A 21,956-nucleotide genomic window follows, 5' to 3' on the forward strand; every position below is an offset into this window, starting at 1 on the left:
CCGGACATGGACGCAGGCCTGATCCACAACCCGCTGGCCGCCACCGGCATCCTCACCTATCTGGGCATGGGCCTGATGGTGCTGGTGGGCGCCTGCCTGCAAGGCATCGGTGGTATCGGGTTTGCCATGTTCAGCGCCCCGGTGGCGGCGCTGCTGTTTCCTCAGCTCGTCCCCGGCCCGCTGCTGGCCCTGGGCTGCCCGCTGGCCTTGATGGCCGCCCTGCGCGAGCGTCGCGCCACCCATTGGCCTGCCGCCGGCATGGCCCTGACCGGCCGGGTGGTGGGCACGGCACTGGCCGCGGCCTGTGTGGCCTGGCTGCCGGTGCGCGCGCTGTCGCTGTTGTTCGCGCTGCTGATCCTCTCCGGCGTGGGTTTGAGCCTGATCGGTTGGCGCGTCGCGCCCAGCCGGGCCAACATCACACTGGCCGGCTTGGCGTCCGGACTGATGGGCACGCTCACCTCGGCCGGCGCGCCGCCCTTCGCGATCGCCATGCAGAACCTGCCCCCCCCGGTACTGCGGGCCACGCTGGGCTGGGTGTTCTTCGTCGGCTCGGCCGTGTCCCTGCTGACGTTGGCAGTCATGGGGCACATGTCGTTGGCGCAACTGGGCCTGAGCATCATGCTGGCGCCCTGGATGTTGGCCGGCTTCGGCCTCTCAGGCCCGCTCAACCGGCGCCTGGGCGGCCATTCCATCCGGCCCTTCCTGCTGGGCTTTGCCGCACTGGGCGCCATGGGTGTGCTGCTGCGCCTGTGGCTGACGGCCTGAGCCCTTCCCCTCTCCTTCCCTTTTCCCATGCGACACATCACCGACTCCATGATCGATGCCGTGCTGCGGCCCGAAGATGCCCAGCTGGTCCTGCGCGAGGCGTTCGAACAGTTCGGCCGGGGCCAGGCGGCCATGCAGGCCCGCGAGCGCACCGAAGCCGGGGGCATCAAGCTCTCCACCCTGGGCGCCGTGATCCCGGGCCAAGGCGTGGCCGGAGCCAAGGTCTACACCACCTTGCAAGGCCGGTTCACCTTCGTCATCTTGATCTTCTCGACCACGGATGGTCGCCCTCTGGCCTCGATGGACGCCCTGGCCATCACCCGGCTGCGCACGGCCGCCTGCAGCGTGATCGCTGCCCGGCACCTGGCACGGCCGGACTGCCAGACCCTGGCGCTGTTCGGGGCCGGCACGCAGGGAACTGCCCATGCCGAACAGATGGCCGCGGCCTACGGCCTGCGCGAGATCCGCATCTGCGATCACCATCCGACCGCCGAAGCGGCTCAGCGCCTGGCCCTGCGCTGCCACACCCAGGTGCGCCTGTGCGACTGTGCCGACGAGGCACTGGACGGCGCCGATCTGGTGGTGACCGCATCACGCGCGACAGAACCCCTGTTCGACGGCGACAAGCTGCCACCAGGCTGCTTTGTCGCGGCCATCGGCTCCAGCCTGCCCCACACGCGCGAACTGGACGACCGGGCCCTGGCGCGGGCCAGCCGCATCGCCGTGGAATGGAAGCCCCAGAGCCTGCACGAAGCCGGCGACCTGATCCTGGCTGCCCCCGGTCTGGTGACCGATGGGAAACTGGTGGAACTGGGCGCGCTGGTGAGCGGCCAGGCACCCGGTCGCCAACACGACGACGAGATCACGATCTACAAGTCGGTCGGTGTGGGTCTGGAGGACATTGCGTTGGCCGGCCTGGCCTATCGACGCCTGAGCGCGGCTTCGGCCGACTGCTGAGGCCACCGCCCCACGCCCCTCAAGGCTCCATCTGGGCCGCGTTGTAGACGTGGCGGGTGGCCAACAACGCCGCCAGTTCGGCGTCCCCCTTGATGACCGCCCGCAGGATGGCGGCGTGCTCGTCCCAGTTCTGCTGCCCGCGGCTGCGGTTCATCGGCGCAAACAACAAGGCCGTGCGGTCGCGCAGCGAGCGCATGATGTCCTGCAGCACCGAATTGGCGGCAATGCTGCCCAGCGCATCGTGAAAGCGCTGGTTCAGACGCGTGGTGGTGGCCACGTCATCGCTCTCGGCCAGCCGCGTACCCTCTTCGAGAATGCGTGAGAGTTCGGCAATCTGCTGTTCATCGTGGCGCTTGGCCGCCAGCTTGGCGTTGAGCCCCTCCAGGGTCGCCCGCACATCCACCAGTTCGCGCATCTGTTCGGCGCTGAAACTGGTCACCGACGCGCCACGTCGTGGCTCGATCGTCACCAGACCTTCCGAAGCCAGATGGCGCAAGGCCTCCCGCACGGGCATGCGCGAGACACCGAATTCCTCGGACAGCCGCCCTTCAACCAGACGCTCCCCGGGCGGGATGGCTCCGGAGAGGATCTGTTCGCGCAGCGCCTCCACCACCAGGGCAGTGAGTGGCGAATGGCTCGCGCCCAACGTGAGTTCCTTGGTCGGCGCATTCATGGGGGGCTTGGAAAGGACAGAAAAGAGATCCGCCGCACAGGGGTGCCGGCGGGCTGAAGCGTTGGATTCTAGGGTCTGGCGCCCTCGGATGGCATACAGAATGCCAAAAGGGAGGAACAAGGCATCCCAGGGTGTCTTGAGCGGGATCAAGACACCCCCGGGGCCGGGCTTCCTAGACTGCCCTCCAATCCGTCAGCCCGACGACGTCTGGAGTTCTGTCATGCCTGTTCCCGATCGCGCTGCCACGGCCGCGCCAGTGTCACCTTCCCGCCCCCCGGCCCCTGCGCCGGGCTGGGGCGCCCGGCTGGGTCTGCTGGCCGCCTTTGCCGCACTGGCCGCGGTGGCCTGGATGCCAGCCGCCCCGGGCCTGCCGCCGTCCGGGCAGATGATGCTGGGCATCCTGGCCTTTGCGGTCATTGTCTGGATCACCGAGGCGCTGGACTACGCCGTCAGCGCGGTCGTGATCGGCGCGCTGATGACCTTCCTGCTGGCCATGACGCCGGAGCTGGCCAAGCCCGACGCCGCCGCGGCCACCGCGGCCATGGGCACCAGCAAGGCGCTGGGTCTGGCGCTGACGGGCTTTGGCAACAGCGCGGTGGCGCTGGTGGCAGCCGCCTGTTTCATCGCCGCGGCGATGACCGCCACCGGGCTGGATCGGCGCATCGCGCTGAAGGTGCTCTCCAAGGTCGATGCGCAGGTCAACCACATCGTGATCGGGGCGATGGTGGTGGGCTTTCTGCTGTCCTTCATCGTGCCCAGCGCCACCGCGCGCATGGCCTGCCTGATGCCCATCATGATGGGCTTCGTGCAGTCCTTCGGGGTGGACAAGCGCAGCCGCTTCGCCGGCCTGCTGATGATCACCGCCGCCCAGACCACCAGCGTCTGGAACGTCGGCATCAAGACCTCGGCGGCCCAGAACATGGTGGCCGTCGGCTTCATTGAAAAGCAATTCGGCACCGGCATCACCTGGACCGACTGGTTCATCGCCGGCGCGCCCTTCTCGGCCCTGCTGACGGTGGCGCTCTACTTCATCCTGACCCGCATGATGAAGCCGGAGATGACCGAAATCCCCGGCGGTCAGACCGCCATCCGCGCCCAGCTGGCCGAACTGGGTCCGATGAGCGCCAAGGAATGGAAGCTGCTGGCCATGGTGCTGGTGCTGCTGGGCTTCTGGTCCACCGAGGGCGTGCTGCACCATGTGGACACCTCGTCGAGCACCATCGCCGCGATCGCGCTGATGCTGATGCCACGCATCGGCGTGATGAGCTGGAAGGAGTCGCAGCGCGGCTTTCCCTGGGGCACGGTGGTGCTGTTCGCGGTGGGCATCAGCGTGGGCTCGGCCCTGCTGAAGACCCAGGCCGCCGCCTGGCTGGCCCAGTTGATCGTCACCCACCTGGGGCTGGCCCAGGCCAGTGCCTTCACGATCCTGATGCTGCTGTCGCTGTTCCTGATCGTGATCCACCTGGGCTTTGCCAGCGCCACCGCGCTGGCCTCGACGATGATCCCCATCGTCATCAGCGTGCTGAGCGCGGTGCAGACGCCCGGCATCCAGGTGGTCGGCATGACCATGCTGCTGCAGTTCGTGGTGAGCTTCGGCTTCATCCTGCCGGTCAACTCACCCCAGGCGATGATCGCCTTCAGCACCGACACCTTCAGCGCGCGCGACTTCGTGCGCACGGGCCTGGTGCTGACCCTGGCCGCGGTGGCGCTGCTGGTGGTGTTCGCGCTCACCTACTGGCCCTGGATGGGCTACATGACCCGCGCGGCTTGAGCCGGCGGGTCACTGGGCAGCCGACTCAGCCTTGCAGCTGGGTCAGCTCGGCCTGGGTCTGGATGACGCGCGAGACGATGCCGTAGGCCACGGCTTCGTCGGCGTTCATCCAGAAATCGCGCTCGATGTCCTGGGCCACCTTGTCCAGCGGCTGGCCGGTCTGCTCGGCGATCACCTTGGCGATGCGGGCGCGGGTGCGGATGATCTGCTCGGCCTGGATCGCGATGTCGGTGGCCTGGCCGCCGGCGCCGCCCGCCGGCTGGTGGATCAGGAAGCGGGTGTTGGGCAGGCACAGGCGCCGCTCCTTGGGTGCGGCCAGGTAGATGTGCGCCGCGGCGCTGCCCACCCAGCCGGTGCCCAGCACATACACCGGTGCGCTGACGAAGCGGATCATGTCGTGGATGGCATCGCCAGACTCCACATGGCCGCCCGGCGAGCACACCAGCACGGTGATGGGCTTGTCCGATTCGCCGGCCAGCGACAGCAGGCGGCGGCAGGTCAGCTGGGCCAGCTTGTCGTTGATCTCGCCGAACACCATCACGGTGCGCGACTTGCTGGTGAACTGGTCGTCCGGCCGGGTGTTTTCCTCGGCGGGGTTGGGCGTGTCCTTGGCGTCGGCCAGGCGGTTCATGGGCATCTCCTTGGCAAGGCGGGGCGGGTCAACAGGACCCGCCGATGGGGCTCATTGTGCGTCGGTCTCGGAGGCGTCTTCCCAACCGAGGCGCTGCAGTCGAGCGCGCAACCGGGAAATCTCGTCCTCCAGGTCGGCCACCAGGGCCGCCAGCTCGGGCACGGCGTCGAAGTCGCGCTCCAGCGAGGCCATGCGACAGGCGCGCTGCAGCATGGCGGCGTCGAAGCACTCATCCGCTTCACCCGCCACGCTCTGCAGCAGCCCGGCGCGCAGCCGGGCCCGCACCCAGTCGGGCGGCAAGGCGCCCAGGTTGCACAGTTCGTCCAGGCTCAGCCAGGCGTCCAGGGTTGTGATGTGCCGGCTCATGCTGCCCCCTCTGCGCGCTCCGCTTCGGCCGCAGCCACCTTGCGCGCGTCGAAATCCGTCAGTTCACGGGCCATCTGCTCGTAGAGCGCCTTGGCCCGCGGGTCCATGCCGCTGGGCAGGATGACCTGCACCACCAGCTCCAGATCGCCCGGCGTGGCCGATGGCAGGCCGCGCCCGCGCACGGTCAGCCGCCGCCCAGCCTGGGCCCCTTCCGGCACCCGCACCTTGAGGGTGTGGCCGTCGGGCAGGGTCACCGGCACCACCGCGCCCAGCGCGGCCTCCCAGGGCGCCACCGGCAGCGTGCCTACCAGCGTGCTGCCTTCCAGGTGGAAGCGCGGATCCGGGCGGAACTGCACTTCCAGCAGCAGGTCACCCGGCGGCTGGCCCGCCCCGCCCTGCCCGGCCAGGCGGATGTACTGGCCCGGCTTGACGCCGCGCGGGATGTTCACCTCCAGCACCCGGCGCTGCATCTGCACCTGGCCCTGGGCGTCCAGCACCGGATGCTGCAGCGTCAGCTGACGCGCGCCGCCGGTGAAGGCGTCCTGCAGCGCCAGCTCAATGCGGGCATGGCGGTCCTCGCCCCGGCCCGCGGCCGCGCCGCGCCGGGTCTGCCGGCGTTGCGCCCCGGCATGGCCGAACAGCTGCGAGAAGAACTCGCTGAAGTCGCCCGCGTCCATGGGGTCGAAGCCCTGGCCGGAGAACTCGTAGCCGCTGTCCCAGCCCGGCGGCGGCGTGAAGTGTTCCCCGCCCTGGTGGCCCTGGCCCACGGCGTCGTAGGCAGCCTTGCGCTCCGGGTCGGACAGCACGGCATAGGCCTCGTTGACCTCGCTCATGCGGTTGGCCGCGTCCGGCTCCTTGCTGACGTCCGGGTGGTACTTGCGCGCCAACTGCCGGTAGGCCTTCTTGATGGCCTCGGGCGTGGCATCACGCGCCACGCCCAACACCTGGTAGTAGTCCTTGAATTCCACAGTGGTCGATCCTCTCTCGCCCCAGATGGCGACAGACGGCCGCCACTTCAAGCGGCAAGCTTAGCGCCGTCGGCCCGTTGGCGACAGCCGCTCAGGGCAGGATGGCCTCGAAGCGCCCCAGCCAGCGCCCCAGCGCGTTGTCGTTGGCCATGTCCAGCTTGGCGAACAGGTTGGCGCGATGGGTCTCGACCGAGCGCGGGCTGCACTCGGGCACCAGGGCCCGGGCAATGGCCTTGTTGGACCAGCCCAGCGCCACCCAGCGGGCCACCTCGCGCTCGCGCGGGGTCAGCCCGGCCCAGCGGGTGCGGGCCTGGGCCCGTTCGGCCGCTTCGGCCAGGGCCGGCGGCAGCTTGGCCAGCAGCTCGCCGGTGTCGGGCTTGACGACCCAGTCGAAGGCGCCCTGCTTGACGGCGGCCAGCGCGGTCGGGATGTCGCCATGCCCCGAAAGGAACAGCACCACCTGCGGGCTGCGTGCGGCCCGCAGGGCCTCGAACACCTGCAGCCCGCTCAGGCCGCCCAGCCGCAGGTCCAGGATCACGCAGCCGGGCTGCTGCAGATCGACCGCGGCCAGGAAGTCCTCCCCGCGCTCGAAGCCCTGCACCGCCAGCCCCTGCGGGAACAGCAACATCACCAGCGAGCGGCGCACCGCCTCGTCGTCGTCGACGACATAGACGGGCAGCTGGACTTTGGACGGCGCGGTCATGGCAGGTTCAGGGGGCAAGCGGCAGGCTGAATTCGAACACGGCGCCACCGCCGGGCCGCGGGTGCCAGCTCAGCGCCCCGCCGTGGGCCTCGGCGATGGAGCGGCAGATCTTCAGGCCCAGGCCCAGGCCGTCAGCCTTGGTGGTGAAGAAGGGGTCGAACAGGCGCTGTGCATGCTCCGGGGCGATGCCCGGGCCGTGGTCGGCCACCGAGAAAACCAGGCGCCCGCCGGCCACCCGGGCCGACAGCTCGATGCGCCGGCGCGCCGGTGGCTGGCCATCCAGCGCCTGCAGGGCGTTCAGCACCAGGTTGAGCAGCAGCTGCTCGGCCAGCACCCGGTCGGCCAGCAGGGCCGGCAGGCCCGGCGGCAGCTGCAGCACGATGCGCACCCGGCGGGCCTGGATCTCGGGCTTGAGCCAGGCCAGCACGGTTTCCACCCACTCGGCCACCTCGAAGCGCTCGGCAAGGCCGCTGCCCTGGCGCACCATGCCGCGGATGCGCCGCACGATCTCGGAGGCCCGCTGGGCCTGGGCGCGGATGTCCTGCAGGCTCTGCACCAGCAGCCCGGGCGGCCCGCCCTCGGCCAGGGCCTGGGCCGCCGCGGCGAAGTTGGACAGCGCCATCAGCGGCTGGTTGAGCTCGTGCGCCAACGTGGAGGCCATCTCGCCCAGGCTGGCCAGGCGGGCGGCGCGCTGCAGCTGGGCCTCCTGGGCCCGCTGGCGCTCCTCGGCGCAGGTCTGCTCGGTGATGTCCACCACCGAGCTCATCCAGCCCTGTTGCACGCCGTCGGCGTCGATCAGCGGCGCGGTGTAGACCCGCGTGATCACGTCGTGCCCGGCCTTGTGCCGCACCCGCGACTCGAAGCCGCTGCGCTCGGCCCGCCCGGCCAGCGAGGCATTGCTGTCGCTCCAGTGCTTCTCCATGTCGTCCGGGTGCCAGTACGGGTAGGGCGGGCGTTTGCCCAGCAGTTCCTCGGGCTCGTAGCCGGTCATCTGGCAGAGCGCGCGGTTGACGTAGATGATGCGGCCGTCCATGTCGCGCGCCCGCATGCCCACCAGCAGCGACTCCTCCATCGCGTGGCGGAAGGCCTGGGCGTCCTGCAACTCGCGGGTGCGGTCGGCCACCCGCTGCTCCAACTCGCGCCGGGCGCTGCGCTGTTCGGCGTAGCGGCGCTCGCGCAGCCGCCAGTACAGGCCGGCCATCACCAGCAGCGCCATCAGCAGCGCGGCCATGGCCCAGGCCTGGTCACGCACCTGCAGGATCTCGTCGCGGTCGGTCATCACCGTCAGCGTCCAGCCGTAGTCGGGCAGCGTCTGGTCCAGCGCCAGGAAGCTGTGCGCACGGCCGCCGATGCGGGTGTGCAGCACGAAGGCGCCGGCCGGGGTGGCCGGCCGCACGTCCCAGGGCATGGGCGCCAGCACCGCGCCGTGGCCGTAGGCCTCGGAGTCGCGCAGCGCGGTGGCATCCCCCGGCGTCAGCGGCCGGGTGGTGTGGTAGCGCCAGTCCGGGTAGGTGGCCAGGAAGGCCACCCCGTGCTCGTCACGCAGCAGCACGGGGTCGGTGGCGCGGGCCCAGGTGGCCGCCACCTTGTCCAGTGACAGCTTGACGATCACCACCCCCCGCACCTGTCCCTGGTCGCGGATGGCCTCGGCCACGAACAGGCCGGGGTGGCCCGTCGTCAGCCCGACGCCGTAGAACAGGCCGGTGCCGCCCTGCAGGGCCCGGGTGAAATACGGCCGGCGCGCGTAGTTGCGACCGACGAAGCTCTCCGGCGTGCCGGCGTTGCTGGCCGCCAGCGCATTGCCGGCCGGGTCCATCACATAGACGGCCAGCGCATCGGCGCGGCGGCTGATTTCCGCCAGGTCCTCGTCGACCCGGTCGCGCAGCACCGGGTTGCCCGGCTGGGCCAGCAAGGCCCGCACAGCCGGCTGGCGGGCAACGACGGCCGGCAGGTAGCCGTACTTGCCGATCACCCCGCGCAGGCCCAGCGCGTGCAGTTCCTGGGCGGAACGCAGGGCCGCCAGGCGCTGCTCGGTCTCATGCCGCTGCGCCCACCCGCCGGCCACCCAGCCGGTGCCCAGCACCAGCGCGGCCAGCGCCAGCCAGGCGCCCCAGCGGCGGGGATCCCGGCGCAACCGGGCGAGCAGAGCAGCGAGCGAGCGGGGCGTGGACACGGCGCGCATCTTGGCAGAAGCGCCCGTGGCCGCACCGATCTCCGTAAATCTACGCAGAGCCGTCCCGCGGCCCTTGCGGATGCCCCTCGCCGCGGCGCTCGCCACACTGGCGCCAGGACGCTGCTGAGTCCGTCGCAGCGCCAATCCCCCACCGAGGAGACAAACCCATGCCCCCCGCCACCACGCTGGGCGCGGGCAGCGCCAGCGCTGCCACGCCCGCCCCCGTGTCCACCGCCCCCGAGGCCATTTCGCTCCAGCGTCTGAAGGCCATCATCGTCGGCTCCATCGGCAACCTGGTCGAGTGGTACGACTTCTACGCCTATTCGGCCTTCGCGCTGTACTTCGCCTCGGCCTTCTTCCCCAAGGAGGACCCGACCGCCCAGATGCTGTCCACCGCGGGCATCTTCGCGCTGGGCTTCTTCATCCGCCCGATCGGCGGCCTGCTGTTCGGCTACATCGGTGACCACCTGGGCCGACGCACCGCGCTGATGGCCTCGGTGCTGCTGATGTGCGGCGGCTCGCTGCTGATCGCCTGCGCGCCCACCTACGCCACCGTCGGCGCGCTGGCCCCGGCGCTGCTGCTGCTGGCGCGCCTGCTGCAGGGCCTGAGCCTGGGCGGCGAGTACGGCTCCAGCGCCACCTACCTGTCGGAGATGGCCAGCTCGAACCACCGCGGCTTCTACGCCAGCTTCCAGTACGTCACGCTGATCGGCGGCCAACTGACCGCCCTGGTGCTGCTGCTGGTGCTGCAGCACCAGCTGCTCACGCCCGAGGAACTCAAGGCCTGGGGCTGGCGCATCCCCTTCTTCGTCGGCGCCGGCCTGGCCCTGACCGCGCTGTGGATGCGGCGCGACCTGCCGGAAACGGCGTCCTTCGAGAAGGCCAAGGCCCGCTCCGGCGGCCAGAGGATGGGCGGCCTGCGCCAGCTGATGCAGTACCCGCGCGAATGCGCCATCGTGGTCGGCCTGACCATGGGCGGCACGCTGGCCTTCTACGTCTACACCACCTACATGCAGAAGTTCCTGAAGCTGTCGGTGGGCCTGACCGACACCCAGACCACCGCGGTGTCGGCCGCCAGCCTGGTGTTCGCGCTGCTGCTGCAGCCGATCTATGGCGCCCTGTCGGACAAGATTGGCCGCCGGCCGCTGCTGGTGGGCTTCGCCCTGCTGGGCACGCTGCTGACCGTGCCGCTGTTGACCGCCATCCAGCATGCCCAGGGCCCCTGGGAGGCCTTCGGCCTGATCGCCTGCGCCTGGCTGATCGTCTCGGGCTACACCTCGATCAACGCGGTGGTGAAGGCCGAGCTGTTCCCGGCCGCCATCCGCGCCACCGGCGTGGGCGTGCCCTATGCCTTCGCGGTCTCGGTGTTCGGCGGCACGGCCGAGTACATCGCACTGTGGTTCAAGCAGAGTGGCCACGAATCGGGCTTCTACTGGTACGCCACCGCGATCATCGGCTGCACGCTGCTGGTCAACCTGCTGATGCGCGACACCAAGAAGACCTCGGCGATCGACGCGGAACACGCCTGACGCGTCCCGCCCACGACAAAGGCCCGCGGCTGAAAGGCTGCGGGCCTTTTGCTTGGTCGTGTCAGACCGGGGAGTCGCTCCTCAGCGCAGGTTGCCGGTGTGGCCCAGCGAATAGCGGCCCGGCAGCGGCCAGACGGTCAGGCCGTGCGGCTCCTGGCCCACCTTGATCTTGTTCACCGCGCCGCTGGTGGTGTTGATGCGGTAGACCACGTCATCGAAGCGGCCCGCCAGCCACAGCCACTGGCCATCGGCGCTGACATTGCCCATGTCCGGGCTGCCCCCGCCCGGGATGGGCCACTGGGTGACGACCTTCTCACTGGCAAAGTCGATCACCGAGACGCTGCCCGCCCCCTTGGGCTTGCCGTGGATCTTGTGCGAGCCCCGGTTGGCCACGTAGAGCTTGCTGCCGTCGCGGCTGGGGTACAGGCCATGCGCCGCCACGCCGGTGGCGATGAAGCCCACCTCGGTGAAGGTGGCGGCGTCGATCACGTGCACCCCATCGGCCTCCATGTCGGCCACGAAGTAGCGCTTGCCATTGGGCGAGAGGCGGATGTCCTGCGGCATGCCCTTCTTGGCCGAGCAGACCTCGCTGCCCGGCGGCCCGCCGTCCACCGGCCCGGCCGCCTTGAAGCGGGTGGCCGGCAGGCGCAGCTTCAGGTAGCCCAGCACCTGGCGGTGCACCAGGTCCACGCGGGCCACGCTGCCCTGGAACTCGCAGGTGAACAGGGCTTCGCGCCCGTCGATCGAGAACTCGGCGTGGTTGATGCCGCCGCACTGCGGCACGTCGATGCTGTACTGCATCGCCATCGTCTTCGGGTCGCGGAAGTCCAGCCGGTGCCGGGCCTCGGCCACCACGATGGCTGATGTGCCATCGGGCGTGAAGTACAGGTTGTACGGATCGTCGACCTCGACCGACGGGCCCGGCTTGCCGGTGCGCGGGTCGATCGGCGTCAGGCTGCCGTCGGTGCGGCGTTCGGCATTGTTGGCCACCCACAGCGTGCGCAGATCCCACGCGGGCACGATGTGCTGCGGGCCGCGCCCCACCTGGAAGCGGTCCACCACCTTCAGCGTCGCCGGGTCGATCACCGAGACATCGTGCGAGCGCAGGTTGGGCACATAGACGCGCGCCAGGTCACCCCGCAGGGCCGGGCTGAGATGGCCAGCCGCCGTCTCGCTGTAGAGGTTGGCGGGGTTGGGCACGGGCGGCATGCCCGGCACCGTGTGGATCACGGGCCGCGGCGGCGTGGCCGCCGGCACGGCGGTGGGCCCGAACACGGCCACCGCAGCGGCCGCCACGGCCCCCAGGCCTCCCAGCCAGCCCAGCGGGCGGCGCGGCGAAATCGTCGAAAACGTCACAGGAACTCGCGGCAAGAGAAAAGTGGATCAGTGGCGGTCGAACTGCGCGCGCAAGGCGGTCACCGAGGCGTCCACGATGTGGCGGATGCCGGCTTGGCCCAAGGCTGCGGTGGCCCGGGCCGGCTGGCCCCGCACACCATCGCTGCCCTGGTCAACGCCGGCCGACTTCATTCGGTCGACACGCACCAGGGACGGATCGACCGCCAGCGCCAGCGCGGTGTCCGACAGCCCCGCATGGGTGCCGATCTCGGCGGCGCTGTAGCCCTGGGCCTTGAGCTGACCGTCAAAGTCCTCGGCCGCCCGGTAGTAGGCCGTCAGCGCCAGCACGGCCGGCCCGCCAGCGGTGCCCGGGCCGGTCCTCCATTCGCGGTTCAGGCGTGCGGCCACGGCCTCCAGGTTGCGCTGGTAGCCCCCGTGGTCGCCCAGGAACACCACATGGCGGAATCCATGCTGGTGGAAGCTGCGGGCGGTGCCCTCCAGCAGGCCCTCGAAGGCGGCGGTCGGGATGGAGATGGTGCCCACAAAGCGCATGTGCCCTTGCGGCGGGGTGACGCCGCCCTCGGGCACATAGGCCAGCACCGGCGCCACCACGGCATGGGCGTACTGGCGGGCAATCTGCGCGGCCAGCGCCTGCACCCGCACGTTGTGCTTGCCCAGCACCATGTGCGGGCCGTTCTGCTCGGTGCCGCCGATGGGCACCAGCACGGTGTCGGTGCCGGCCTGCAGGCGGGCCTTCAGTTCGGGTGAGGACAGGGCCTCCAGCGCCACCGTACCGGACGGGGCGCCGTCGCTCCCCGCATGGGCCGGGGTGGCCAGGACAGACAGGGAGAGCACAATGACCGCCAACGCCCCTGCCGGGGTCCAGGGGGACGGAAACAGGACAGACATGCGACATTGTCGCTGCCTGCCCGGCCCGCCCGGCAGCGACGCGGCGTGCGCACCACAACTCTTTGGAGGCCCCCATGAGCGAAATCGACCGCCTGAGCGAACAGCACATCCTGGAATCGGAAGCCCACCTGCGCCACATCGACGAGCTGATGAACCGCACCCAGCAAGTGGGTGCGACTTCCGGTCTGGCCAGCGACCTGCAAAGCCGGCTGGAGGAACTGCGCAGCCTGCGCGACGCGGCCGCCCAGGCCCTGGAGGCTCTGCGCCAGCAACCCAAGACGCAGGACGCCACCCAGGTCAAGGGCACGCTCCAGACCATCGGCAACGAGATGGAGAAGGTGCTGACCGCGGTGCTGGGCACCGTGGGCCGCTGATCAGGCGTCGGCCGCCCCCCAGGCCCGCAGCGCCCGCAGCAAAGGGCGCTTCTTGGCCTGGTGGGCCTGCATGCGATGCAGGATGTCGTCGAGCAGCTGAATGGCCTCGACGATGTGCGGTCCTTTGTTGAGCATCACGCACTCGGCGCGCTCGCCCATCGCCGCATCGGTGATCTCCGCCCGCGAGGGCGCGCCGGTCTTGGCCAGGTTCTCCAGCACCTGGGTGGCCCAGACCACCGGCAGGTGCGCCGCCTCGCAGGCCCAGAGGATCTCCTCCTGCACCTCGGCCAGGCGTTCGTAGCCGCATTCCACCGCCAGGTCACCGCGCGCGATCATGACCCCGGCGGCCGGCCCGGCCATGGCGGCCAACAGCATCTCCGGCAACTGTGCAAAGCCACGCCGGGTCTCCACCTTCAGCACCAGGCCCAGCGCGGGCGCCCCCAGGGCGGCCAACCGTGCCCGCAGGGTCCGCACATCGGCCGCGGATTGGGCGAACGACAGGCCCACCAGGTCGGCACAGCGGGCCACCGTGGCCAGGTCCTCCAGATCCTGGGCGGTCAGGGCTGGCAGGTCCAGCAGGGTGTCGGGCAGGTTGATGCCCTTGTCGGCGGCCAGCTTGGCGCCGCTGTCGGGCACGTCGGTGATCTCGACCTCCAGCGCCCGCGCGCTGGCCACCCGCACCACGCCACCGATGTGGCCATCGTCAAACCAGATGCGCTGCCCGGCCTGCACCTGGGCCAGCACCTCCGGCAGGGTGCAGGCGATCTCGGCCGGCCGGCCGGGCGCCCCGGGCTCCGCCGGCCGCCCCAGCCCCTCGGCCAGCAGGCGCAGGCGGTCGCCGCGGGCCAGGTGCAAGGCCCCCGGCTGGGCCGGAATGCCCGACAGCATCGTCGCCTCGCCGGCGCGGGCGGCGCCTTTCTGCCAGTGCAGCCGCACCTCGGCATCCAGGTACAGGCTGTGCGCGCCGCTGACCCGCAGGCCGTCCGGCCGCACCGCCTCGACGGTGAGCACGCGGTGCGCCCCCCGGGTGTCGGTCAGCGCCAGGGTGTCGCCCGGCCGGGCCCCGTTCAGCCAAGCCGGGTCCACACCGACGCTGGCCTGCGCGCCCGGCAGCGGCACCAGCGCCGTCCGCGGGCACAGGCCCAGTTGCAGCGGCGTGGTCACGCGGCCCCAGGCATCCCGCCGGGGCTTGAGGTGCAGCACCGCCGGGCCCTCGGCCACCGGGCCGGTGCGCAGCTTGGGGCCGGCCACGTCCATCAACACCCGCACCGGGCGCCCCGCCGCCGCGGCCGCCCGGCGCACCGACACGGCCATGGCCTCCCAGGCCACCGGGCCATCGTGCGCGCAGTTGATGCGCGCCACGTCCATGCCGGCGGCCACCAGGGATTCGACCAGGCCCTCGTCGTGCGCCGCCTCGCTGGGCAGCGTGACCATGATGCGGGTGGCCCGACCCGCGGGCGGTGGGCCGAACAGCGCCTCGGCATGCTGGGCCTGCAGGGCGGCGCCCCGCCGGAAGCCCACCGGCTCATCGTCACTCAGCGGGGACCACGACCGCCCCAGCAGCCGGTGCAACAGGCCCAGCACCTTGTCCAGGTTGGCCAGCACATGGCTTTCCGAACGGCCCAGCGAGGACACCCCGATCCAGGCCAGACGGGACTGCAGGTCGCGCAGGTCCACCTGCCGCAGCGCCAGGTAGTGGGCCAGGTTGATGGCGCTGGGCCGGTGGGCCGCATCGGCCGCCTCGATCTGCGGCGCCAGGGCCACCGCGTGGTCCAGCATGGCCTGGCGCAGGGCCCACAGGTCGTGGATCAGCGCCTCGGTGGTCGGGGCATCCCAGCCAGCCTCGGCCAGCGTCATCAGGTCGGAAGGTTCAGGCATGGTGTGGCCCAGTCTGCGCAGCGCGGGTGACGCCGCGGTGACACCCAGACGGCCTGCGGCACGCCGCCGGGCTCAGCGCGGCGCCACCGAGGCCGCGGTCTGGCCGAACAGCAGCTTCTTGCCCGCCTCCGTCACCGTCGGCTGGGCCGTGAAGGCCGGGCCCTGGGCCTGGGCATAGGCCCGCGCGGTGGCCGGACGGGCCGCCACCGCGGCGAACCAGCGCGACAGGTGCGCAAAGTCGGCCAGCCGCTGCTGCTGGCGCTCCCAGGGCACGATCCAGGGGTAGATGGCCATGTCGGCGATGCTGTACTCCGCCCCGCCCACCCAGGGGTGCTGCGCCAGCCGGCGGTCCAGCACGCCGTAGAGGCGGTTGGTCTCCTTCACATAGCGCTCGATGGCGTAGGGGATCTTCTCTGGCGCGTAGAGGCCGAAGTGGTGGTTCTGCCCCGCCATCGGCCCCAGGCCGCCGACCTGCCAGAACAGCCATTCCAGCACCGTCTTGCGCCCGCGCAGGTCGCTCGGCAGGAAGGCGCCGTGCTTCTCGGCCAGGTAGACGAGGATCGCACCGGACTCGAACACGCTGATCGGCTCGCCGCCATCGGCCGGCGCAGGGTCCACCAGGGCCGGCATGCGGTTGTTCGGCGAAATCGCCAGAAAGGCCGGCTGGAACTGGTCGCCCGCGCTGATGTTGACCGGCTGCAGGGTGTAGGGCACCCCCAGCTCCTCCAGCATCAGCGTGATCTTGTGGCCGTTGGGCGTGGGCCAGTAGTGCAGCACATAGGCGGCGGCAGCGGTCATGCGAGGTCTCCTTGGCAGCGGTGGAAGGACAGTGCTCCATTCTGGAGCGACCGCAGTGCCCTTGGGGCGGGCGGGCCTTCGGGTCTGCACGCTGGCCGGGCGGGGGACCGGTTTCTACACTGGCTGCGTTGTCTGTCCTGCAAGGAACCTGGATGCCGACCCCGCCCTTTCTGTTCGCCGCCCTGCTGAGCGCCTGCGCCCTGACGGTGCAGGCCGCCCCCCACGCCTATGTGCCCAACGAAGGTTCGGGCACCTTGAGCGTGATCGACACCCAGACCGACACGGTGGTGGCCGAGATCCCGGCCGGCAAGAAGCCCCGCGGCACGGTGGTCACACCCGATGCGCGCACCGCCTTCGTGACCGACCAGCCCGCGGGGGCGCTGAACGTGGTCGACTTGGTGGCCGGCAAGCTGGTGGGCAGCATCCCGCTGGGCACCTCGCCCGAAGGCGCCGGCATCTCGCCCGATGGCCGCTGGGTGGCCGCCGCGGTGGAGGAAGGCAACGAGGTGATGTTCATCGACACCGCCACCCGGCAGAAGGTGTTCGAGGTGAAGGTCAAGGGCCGCAACCCGGAGCATGCGGTGTTCTCGCCCGACGGCAAGACGGTGATCGTCAGCGCCGAGGAAGGCGAGGCGGTGGACGTGATCGACGTGGCCAGCCGCAGTGAGGTGACGCAGATCCCGGTGGGCGCACGGCCCCGGGGCATGGGCTTCTCGCCCGATGGGAAGTTCGCCTGGGTGGCGGCCGAGACGGCCAGCGAGGTCTACAAGATCGACACCGCGCGTTGGAAGATCGTCGGCCAGGTGAAGGCCGGCCTGCGCAGCAACGGCATCGTGGTGCACCCGGATGGCCAACGGGTCTTCGTCTCCAACGGCGGCGACCACAACGTCATGGTGATCAATGCCCAGACGCTGGCGGTGCAGGCCACCATCCCGGTGGGCCAGCGCCCCTGGAACATGGCGCTCACGCCCGACGGCCAGAAGCTCTACGTGGCCTGCGGTCGCTCTGGCGCCGTGTCGGTGATCGACCTGGCGAAGAACGAGAAGATCAAGGACATTCCGGTGGGCAAGCTGCCCTGGGGCGTGGCGATCCGCTGAGGCCGCCCTTTCGTGTCACCGCCGGGGTGCTCGGATCACAGCACCCAGCCGATCGTCGCCGGCACCTGGCCGTCCACCGCCATCATCACGCTCAGCGCGGAGATGGTGACGGTCGAGAACAGGAACACCTGGCGCGCCCAGCGGCGGTCGTCCACCGCCGGCTGGTAGCCGGCCAGCGCCATCTTCAGCCACCACAGGCTGGTGGCCACCGCCACCGCCAGGTAGCCGTAGCCGGCATAGCCGCCCACCACCAGCAGCACGGTCGCCACGGTGAAGGCCAGGATGTAGAGCACGATCTGGCGCTTGGCCGCGGAGATGCCCCGCACCACCGGCAGCACCGGGATCTTCGCGGCTTCATAGTCCTTGAAGCGGAAGATCGCAATGGCGTAGGAGTGCGGCATCTGCCACAGGCAGAACATCAGCAGCAGGATCAGCGCGCCGGTGTCGAAGCGACCGCTGGCGGCGCAGTAGCCTGCCACCGGCGGCACCGCCCCCGACAGGCTGCCCACCACCGTGCCGTAGACCGAACGGCGCTTCATCCACAGGCTGTAGACGCCCACGTAGATGAAGTAGCCGAAGGCCGCGCAGGCGGTGGCCAGCGCATTGGTCCACAGCGCCAGGGTGGCGAAACCCGCCACGCCCAGCACCAGGCCATGCGCGAAGGCCGCCCGCACGCTCATCGCGCCGGTGACCAGCACCCGTTTCTGGGTGCGGGCCATGCGGCTGTCGATGTCGCGGTCGATGCAGTTGTTGATCGCGCAGCCCGAGGCCACCACCAGCGACAGACCGATCGCCGTGGCCAGCATCAGCCCCCAGTCCAGGGGGTGGCCCTGGCTGGCGAGCAGAAAGCCGCCGAAGGTGGCGATCAGGTTGCCGCCGGTGATGCCGGGCTTGGTGACCTGGAAGTAACGGCTGAACTTCAAGTCCGCCTCGCTCAGCGCAGCATCAGCGCGTCGGCGCTCGTGATGATCCAGATCGACAGCACCACCAGCAGGCCGATCACCATCGCGGTGAACAGGAAGGACAGGCTGTTGACCTTGCCGCTCTCGGTCTTGAAGCCGAGGTGCAGGAAGTACTTCAGGTGCACCAGGATCTGGACCACCGCGAAGACCAGGATGCCGGCCGTCGCCGCCGAGGCGGTGAAGTGGCCGCTCATCACGATCCAGAACGGGATGGCCGTCAGGATCACCGACAGCGCGAAGCCGACCAGGTAGCTCTTGACGCTGCCATGGTCCTCGGCGTGTTCATGCGAAGCGGCGCTCATCACAGCACTCCCTTCAGGTAGACGATGGTGAAGACGCAGATCCAGACGATGTCCAGAAAGTGCCAGAACAGGCTCAGGCAGTTCAGGCGGGTCATCAGGCGGCTGCTCAGGCCGGTCTTGACCGTCTCGAACATCAGCACCGCCATCCAGATCAGGCCGCCGGTCACGTGCAGGCCGTGCAGGCCCACCAGGCCGAAGAAGGCCGACAGGAAGCCGCTGACCTGCGGGCCGTGGCCCTCTTCGATCATGTGATGGAACTCGTTGATTTCCATCCCGATGAAGACCGCGCCGAACAGGAAGGTCAGGGCCAGCCAGCCGAGCACGCCCGACTTGTTCTGCTTGTGACCAGCGATCATCGCGAAGCCGTAGGTGATCGAGCTCAGCAGCAGGGCCGCCGTTTCCACCATCACATAGGGCAGGTCGAAGATCTCACGGCCCATCGGGCCGGTGGCGACGTTCCGGTACAGCACCGCATAGGTCGCGAACGCGGTCGCGAACAAGATGCAGTCGGTCATCAGGTAGAGCCAGAAGCCCAGCACGGTCTGCGAACCGCTGTCATGGTGCTCGTGCTCGTCGTGCGCGCCGTGCGCGCCGTCAACAACGTGGGTACTCATCTCGGTTCACTCCCTCTCAAGCGGCGGCCACGCCGGTGGCACCGGCCACGGGTTGACCAGCGACCGCATCCGGCAGAGCGCCAGCCGCCTTGGCGGCGCGCACCTTGGCCAGGTGGGCGTTTTCGGTGGCCAGCACCTCATCGGGCTGGATGTAGAAGTCCTTGTCCGGGTCGTAGGCGCGGATCAGCATGCAGACCACGTTGCCCAGCAGGCCGACGATGGCCAGCCACCAGATGTGCCAGATCAGCGCGAAGCCCATGGCCAGCGAGAAGGCGCCCATGAACACGCCCATCGAGGTGTTGCGCGGCATGTGGATCGGCGCGTACTGCGCAGGTTGCTGGTAGGCCAGGCCCTTTTCCTTCATGTCCGTCCAGGCGTCGATGTCGTGCACGGTCGGGATGACGGCGAAGTTGTAGGCCGGGGCCGGCGACGAGGTGGACCATTCCAGGGTGTGGGCGTTCCACGGGTCACCGCTCAGGTCTTCGGCCTTCTTGCGCTGCCAGATGCTGACGGCCAGCTGCAGCAGCTGGAAGGCGATGCCGATCGCGATCAGCACGGCGCCCACCGCGGCCAGGTGCAGCCAGGGGGTCCACAGCGGGTTGTCGGTGTGGTTCAGGCGACGGGTCATGCCCAGGAAGCCCAGCACGTACAGCGGCATGAAGGCCACGAAGAAGCCGATCTGCCAGAACCAGAACGCGGCCTTGCCCAGCTTGGCGTTCAGCTTGAAGCCGAACACCTTGGGGAACCAGTAGGCGAAGCCGGCCAGGTAGCCGAACACCGCGCCACCGATCAGGGTGTTGTGGAAATGGGCGATCAGGAACAGGCTGTTGTGCAGCACGAAGTCCGCGCCCGGCACGGCCATCAGCACGCCGGTCATGCCGCCGATGGCGAAGGTGACCATGGCGCCCAGGGCCCACAGCACCGGCGGGTCAAAGCGCAGGCGGCCACGGTAGATCGTGAACACCCAGTTGAACAGCTTCACACCGGTCGGCACCGCGATCACCATCGTGGCGATGCCGAAGAAGGCGTTCACGTCGGCGCCGGAGCCCATCGTGAAGAAGTGGTGCAGCCAGACCATGAAGCCCAGCACCGCGATCGCGCCGGAGGCGTAGATCATCGAGCGGTGACCGAACAGGCGCTTGCCGGTGAAGGTGGAGATCACCTCCGAGTAGATGCCGAACGCCGGCAGGACCACGATGTACACCTCAGGGTGACCCCAGGCCCAGAACAGGTTCAGGTACATCATCGCGTTGCCGCCGGCATCCGCGGTGAAGAAGTGGAAGCCCAGGTAGCGGTCCAGCGTCAGCATGGCCAGCGCACCGGTCAGGATGGGGAAGGAGGTGGCGATCAGCACGTTGGCCCAGGTGCAGGTCCAGGTGAAGATCGGCATGTCCATCAGCTTCATGCCGGGGGCGCGCATCTTCCAGACGGTCACCAGGAAGTTGATGGCCGTCAGTGTGGTCCCGATGCCCGAGAGCTGCAGGGCCCAGATGTAGTAGTCCACCCCGACGTCCGGGCTGAAGCCCAGCTCGGACAGCGGCGGGTAGGCGGCCCAGCCGGTGCGGGCGAAGTTGCCCACGCCCAGCGACAGGTTCACCAGCCCGGCGGACGCCACCAGCAGCCAGAAGCTCAGCGAGTTCAGGAACGGGAAGGCCACATCACGCGCACCGATCTGCAGCGGCACGATGATGTTCATCAGGCCCGTCATGAACGGCATGGCCATGAAGATGATCATGATCACGCCGTGCGCGGTGAACACCTGGTCGTAGTGGTCCGGCGGCAGGAAGCCCATGTTGCCGCCGGTGGCGACGGCCAGCTGGCCGCGCATCATCACCGCGTCGGCAAAGCCGCGCAGCAGCATCACCATCGCAAGGATGATGTACATCGTGCCGATCTTCTTGTGATCGACCGAGGTGAGCCACTCGTTCCAGAGGTAGCCCCACTTGCCGTACTTGGTGATCAGGGACAGGATCAGCACGGCCAGGACGGCCACCCCGCTGAGCGTCACCATCACGATGGGCTCATGGAAGGGGATCGCGTCCAGGCTCAGTTTGCCCAATAGCGTCGACATCGCGAATTACTCCTTGGTGGCGGCCACGGGCTCGCACAGCGCCTTGCTCAGCGCGGCCAGCTTCAGGTCGTCGTCGGTGGCGGCCAGCGATTGGCGGCCCGCCATGTACTTGTGCATCACGGCGTCGAACAGACGCGGCTCGGCAGCGGTGTAGAAGGCCGGCGCGTTGTTCTCGCTCGGCTTGGCCAGGGCCAGGTAGGCCTGGGCATCCAGCGGGGTGGCCTGGGCCTTGACCTTGGCCACCCAGGCCTGGAAGTCCTCGGGCGTCTCGGTGGCGATCGCCTTGAACTTCATGCCGGTGAAGCCACCGCCGCTGTAGTTGGACGACATGCCGTCATAGCTGCCGGCCTCGGAGGCCAGCAGGTGCAGCTTGGTCTGCATGCCGGCCATCGCGTAGATCTGGCCACCCAGCTGCGGAATGAAGAAGGAGTTCATCGCCACATCGGAGGTCACGCGGAAGTTCACCGGCGTGTCCTTCGGGAAGGCCAGCTGGTTGACGGTGGCGATGCCCAGGTCCGGGTAGATGAACAGCCACTTCCAGTTCAGGGCCACCACGTCCACCTTGATCGGCGCCTTGTCCGATTCCAGCGGGCGGTACGGGTCCAGCTTGTGGGTGGTCTCCCAGGCCAGGATGGCCAGCCCGATCACGATCACCACGGGGATGGTCCAGACCACCGCCTCGATCTTGCCGGAGTGCGCCCACTTGGGCGTGTAGGCGGCGGCCGTGTTGCTGGCCCGGTACTTCCAGGCGAACACCAGCGTCATCGCGATCACCGGGATCACCACCAGCAGCATCAGCAGGGTGGCCGTGATGATCAACGACTTCTCGTCGGCGCCGATCGGCCCCTTCGGGTCGAGGATGCCGCCCTTGCAGCCCGAGAGCAGCGTGGCCAGCAGGGCCGCACCGGCCCCCAGCCAACGAGTGGGTCTGGATTTTCTCGTCATACGACTACGTGGTTAAGGAGGATGGGGAGCGCCCTGCGGCGCGCGGGAAGCGGAACCGGCCGTGGCGCCGGCGTGTCACCGGTGCCCAGGCACCGGGGGCTCGCATCAGCTCGGCGGAGCGGATGCGACCGCCAG

21 protein-coding genes are annotated in these 21,956 nt (G+C 69.6%); 6 read left to right on the forward strand and 15 right to left on the reverse strand.

Annotated elements, in window-relative coordinates; genetic code table 11:
• The first annotated feature begins 6 nt into the window (after nt 1-6).
• Both KGA65_RS11440 and KGA65_RS11445 read left to right on the forward strand, forming a co-directional pair.
• Entirely contained in the window at nt 7-765 is a 759-nt protein-coding gene (locus tag KGA65_RS11440) for a sulfite exporter TauE/SafE family protein (protein ID WP_225863236.1), read from the forward strand.
• Nucleotides 766-792: 27 nt separating this feature from the next.
• Nucleotides 793-1,722 carry an ornithine cyclodeaminase family protein gene (locus KGA65_RS11445; RefSeq protein WP_225863237.1) on the forward strand — a complete coding sequence of 310 codons (930 nt, stop codon included), beginning with the start codon at nt 793-795 and terminating at the stop codon, nt 1,720-1,722.
• Nucleotides 1,723-1,741: 19 nt separating this feature from the next.
• Here KGA65_RS11445 and KGA65_RS11450 read toward each other — a convergent pair whose 3' ends face one another.
• A complete protein-coding gene (locus KGA65_RS11450; protein WP_225863238.1) occupies nt 1,742-2,395 on the reverse strand; it encodes a GntR family transcriptional regulator in 654 nt (217 codons plus the stop codon).
• A 220-nt stretch (nt 2,396-2,615) separates the two neighbouring features.
• Between KGA65_RS11450 and KGA65_RS11455 the strand changes: the two genes are divergently transcribed.
• Nucleotides 2,616-4,166 carry a DASS family sodium-coupled anion symporter gene (locus KGA65_RS11455; RefSeq protein ID WP_225863239.1) on the forward strand — a complete coding sequence of 517 codons (1,551 nt, stop codon included), beginning with the start codon at nt 2,616-2,618 and terminating at the stop codon, nt 4,164-4,166.
• Between the two features lie 25 nt (nt 4,167-4,191).
• On the opposite strand, the gene KGA65_RS11460 is transcribed toward KGA65_RS11455, so the two are convergent.
• The 5 genes from KGA65_RS11460 to KGA65_RS21060 form a co-directional block, all read right to left on the reverse strand.
• Nucleotides 4,192-4,797: an ATP-dependent Clp protease proteolytic subunit gene (locus KGA65_RS11460; RefSeq protein ID WP_225863240.1), complete on the reverse strand. Its 606-nt coding sequence runs from the start codon at nt 4,795-4,797 to the stop codon at nt 4,192-4,194.
• A 51-nt stretch (nt 4,798-4,848) separates the two neighbouring features.
• Nucleotides 4,849-5,163, reverse strand: a complete 315-nt coding sequence (locus tag KGA65_RS11465; protein WP_225863241.1) for a chaperone modulator CbpM — start codon at nt 5,161-5,163, stop codon at nt 4,849-4,851.
• Nucleotides 5,160-6,131, reverse strand: coding sequence for a DnaJ C-terminal domain-containing protein (locus KGA65_RS11470; protein ID WP_225863242.1), 972 nt, complete (start codon nt 6,129-6,131; stop codon nt 5,160-5,162). The genes KGA65_RS11465 and KGA65_RS11470 overlap by 4 nt, the downstream gene beginning before the upstream one ends.
• 91 nt (nt 6,132-6,222) lie before the next feature.
• Entirely contained in the window at nt 6,223-6,834 is a 612-nt protein-coding gene (locus KGA65_RS11475; protein WP_225863243.1) for a response regulator transcription factor, read from the reverse strand.
• Nucleotides 6,835-6,841: 7 nt separating this feature from the next.
• Nucleotides 6,842-9,016 carry an ATP-binding protein gene (locus KGA65_RS21060; RefSeq protein WP_310740958.1) on the reverse strand — a complete coding sequence of 725 codons (2,175 nt, stop codon included), beginning with the start codon at nt 9,014-9,016 and terminating at the stop codon, nt 6,842-6,844.
• A gap of 158 nt (nt 9,017-9,174) precedes the next feature.
• On the opposite strand from KGA65_RS21060, the gene KGA65_RS11485 reads away from it, so the two are divergent.
• A complete protein-coding gene (locus tag KGA65_RS11485; RefSeq protein WP_225863244.1) occupies nt 9,175-10,536 on the forward strand; it encodes an MFS transporter in 1,362 nt (453 codons plus the stop codon).
• Between the two features lie 81 nt (nt 10,537-10,617).
• Here KGA65_RS11485 and KGA65_RS11490 read toward each other — a convergent pair whose 3' ends face one another.
• Together KGA65_RS11490 and KGA65_RS11495 are read right to left on the reverse strand one after the other, a co-directional pair.
• Nucleotides 10,618-11,892, reverse strand: coding sequence for a YncE family protein (locus KGA65_RS11490; protein WP_375142629.1), 1,275 nt, complete (start codon nt 11,890-11,892; stop codon nt 10,618-10,620).
• 27 nt (nt 11,893-11,919) lie between these two features.
• Nucleotides 11,920-12,780 carry a creatininase family protein gene (locus KGA65_RS11495; RefSeq protein WP_225863245.1) on the reverse strand — a complete coding sequence of 287 codons (861 nt, stop codon included), beginning with the start codon at nt 12,778-12,780 and terminating at the stop codon, nt 11,920-11,922.
• Nucleotides 12,781-12,854: 74 nt separating this feature from the next.
• On the opposite strand from KGA65_RS11495, the gene KGA65_RS11500 reads away from it, so the two are divergent.
• A complete protein-coding gene (locus tag KGA65_RS11500; protein WP_225863246.1) occupies nt 12,855-13,154 on the forward strand; it encodes a hypothetical protein in 300 nt (99 codons plus the stop codon).
• Here the strand turns inward: KGA65_RS11500 and KGA65_RS11505 are convergent, their stop codons facing one another.
• Both KGA65_RS11505 and KGA65_RS11510 read right to left on the reverse strand, forming a co-directional pair.
• Nucleotides 13,155-15,032: a pyruvate kinase gene (locus KGA65_RS11505; RefSeq protein ID WP_225863247.1), complete on the reverse strand. Its 1,878-nt coding sequence runs from the start codon at nt 15,030-15,032 to the stop codon at nt 13,155-13,157.
• 72 nt (nt 15,033-15,104) lie between these two features.
• Nucleotides 15,105-15,830 (reverse strand): glutathione S-transferase N-terminal domain-containing protein, encoded by a 726-nt coding sequence (locus KGA65_RS11510; protein ID WP_225863248.1) that lies wholly within the window; start codon nt 15,828-15,830, stop codon nt 15,105-15,107.
• A gap of 152 nt (nt 15,831-15,982) precedes the next feature.
• Here KGA65_RS11510 and KGA65_RS11515 point away from each other — a divergent pair, with 152 nt between their 5' ends.
• Nucleotides 15,983-16,927, forward strand: coding sequence for a YVTN family beta-propeller repeat protein (locus KGA65_RS11515; protein WP_225863249.1), 945 nt, complete (start codon nt 15,983-15,985; stop codon nt 16,925-16,927).
• Nucleotides 16,928-16,962: 35 nt separating this feature from the next.
• On the opposite strand, the gene cyoE is transcribed toward KGA65_RS11515, so the two are convergent.
• The 5 genes from cyoE to cyoA are packed head-to-tail and all read right to left on the reverse strand — an operon-like array spanning nt 16,963 to nt 21,821.
• Complete coding sequence (gene cyoE, locus KGA65_RS11520; RefSeq protein WP_225863250.1) at nt 16,963-17,850, reverse strand: heme o synthase; 888 nt, start codon at nt 17,848-17,850, stop codon at nt 16,963-16,965.
• A gap of 11 nt (nt 17,851-17,861) precedes the next feature.
• Nucleotides 17,862-18,191, reverse strand: a complete 330-nt coding sequence (cyoD, locus tag KGA65_RS11525; protein ID WP_225863251.1) for a cytochrome o ubiquinol oxidase subunit IV — start codon at nt 18,189-18,191, stop codon at nt 17,862-17,864.
• The gene (cyoC, locus tag KGA65_RS11530) at nt 18,191-18,805 is read right to left on the reverse strand and encodes a cytochrome o ubiquinol oxidase subunit III (RefSeq protein ID WP_225863252.1); all 615 of its coding nucleotides are present in this window, start codon (nt 18,803-18,805) and stop codon (nt 18,191-18,193) included. Before cyoC ends, cyoD begins: the two co-directional genes overlap by 1 nt.
• Nucleotides 18,806-18,821: 16 nt before the next feature.
• Nucleotides 18,822-20,876: a cytochrome o ubiquinol oxidase subunit I gene (cyoB, locus tag KGA65_RS11535; RefSeq protein WP_225863253.1), complete on the reverse strand. Its 2,055-nt coding sequence runs from the start codon at nt 20,874-20,876 to the stop codon at nt 18,822-18,824.
• A gap of 6 nt (nt 20,877-20,882) precedes the next feature.
• The gene (gene cyoA, locus KGA65_RS11540; RefSeq protein ID WP_225863254.1) at nt 20,883-21,821 is read right to left on the reverse strand and encodes a ubiquinol oxidase subunit II; all 939 of its coding nucleotides are present in this window, start codon (nt 21,819-21,821) and stop codon (nt 20,883-20,885) included.
• Nucleotides 21,822-21,956: the final 135 nt, after the last annotated feature.

Origin of the sequence: Ideonella benzenivorans (assembly GCF_020387415.1) — a bacterium.
GTDB lineage: Bacteria > Pseudomonadota > Gammaproteobacteria > Burkholderiales > Burkholderiaceae_C > Ideonella > Ideonella benzenivorans.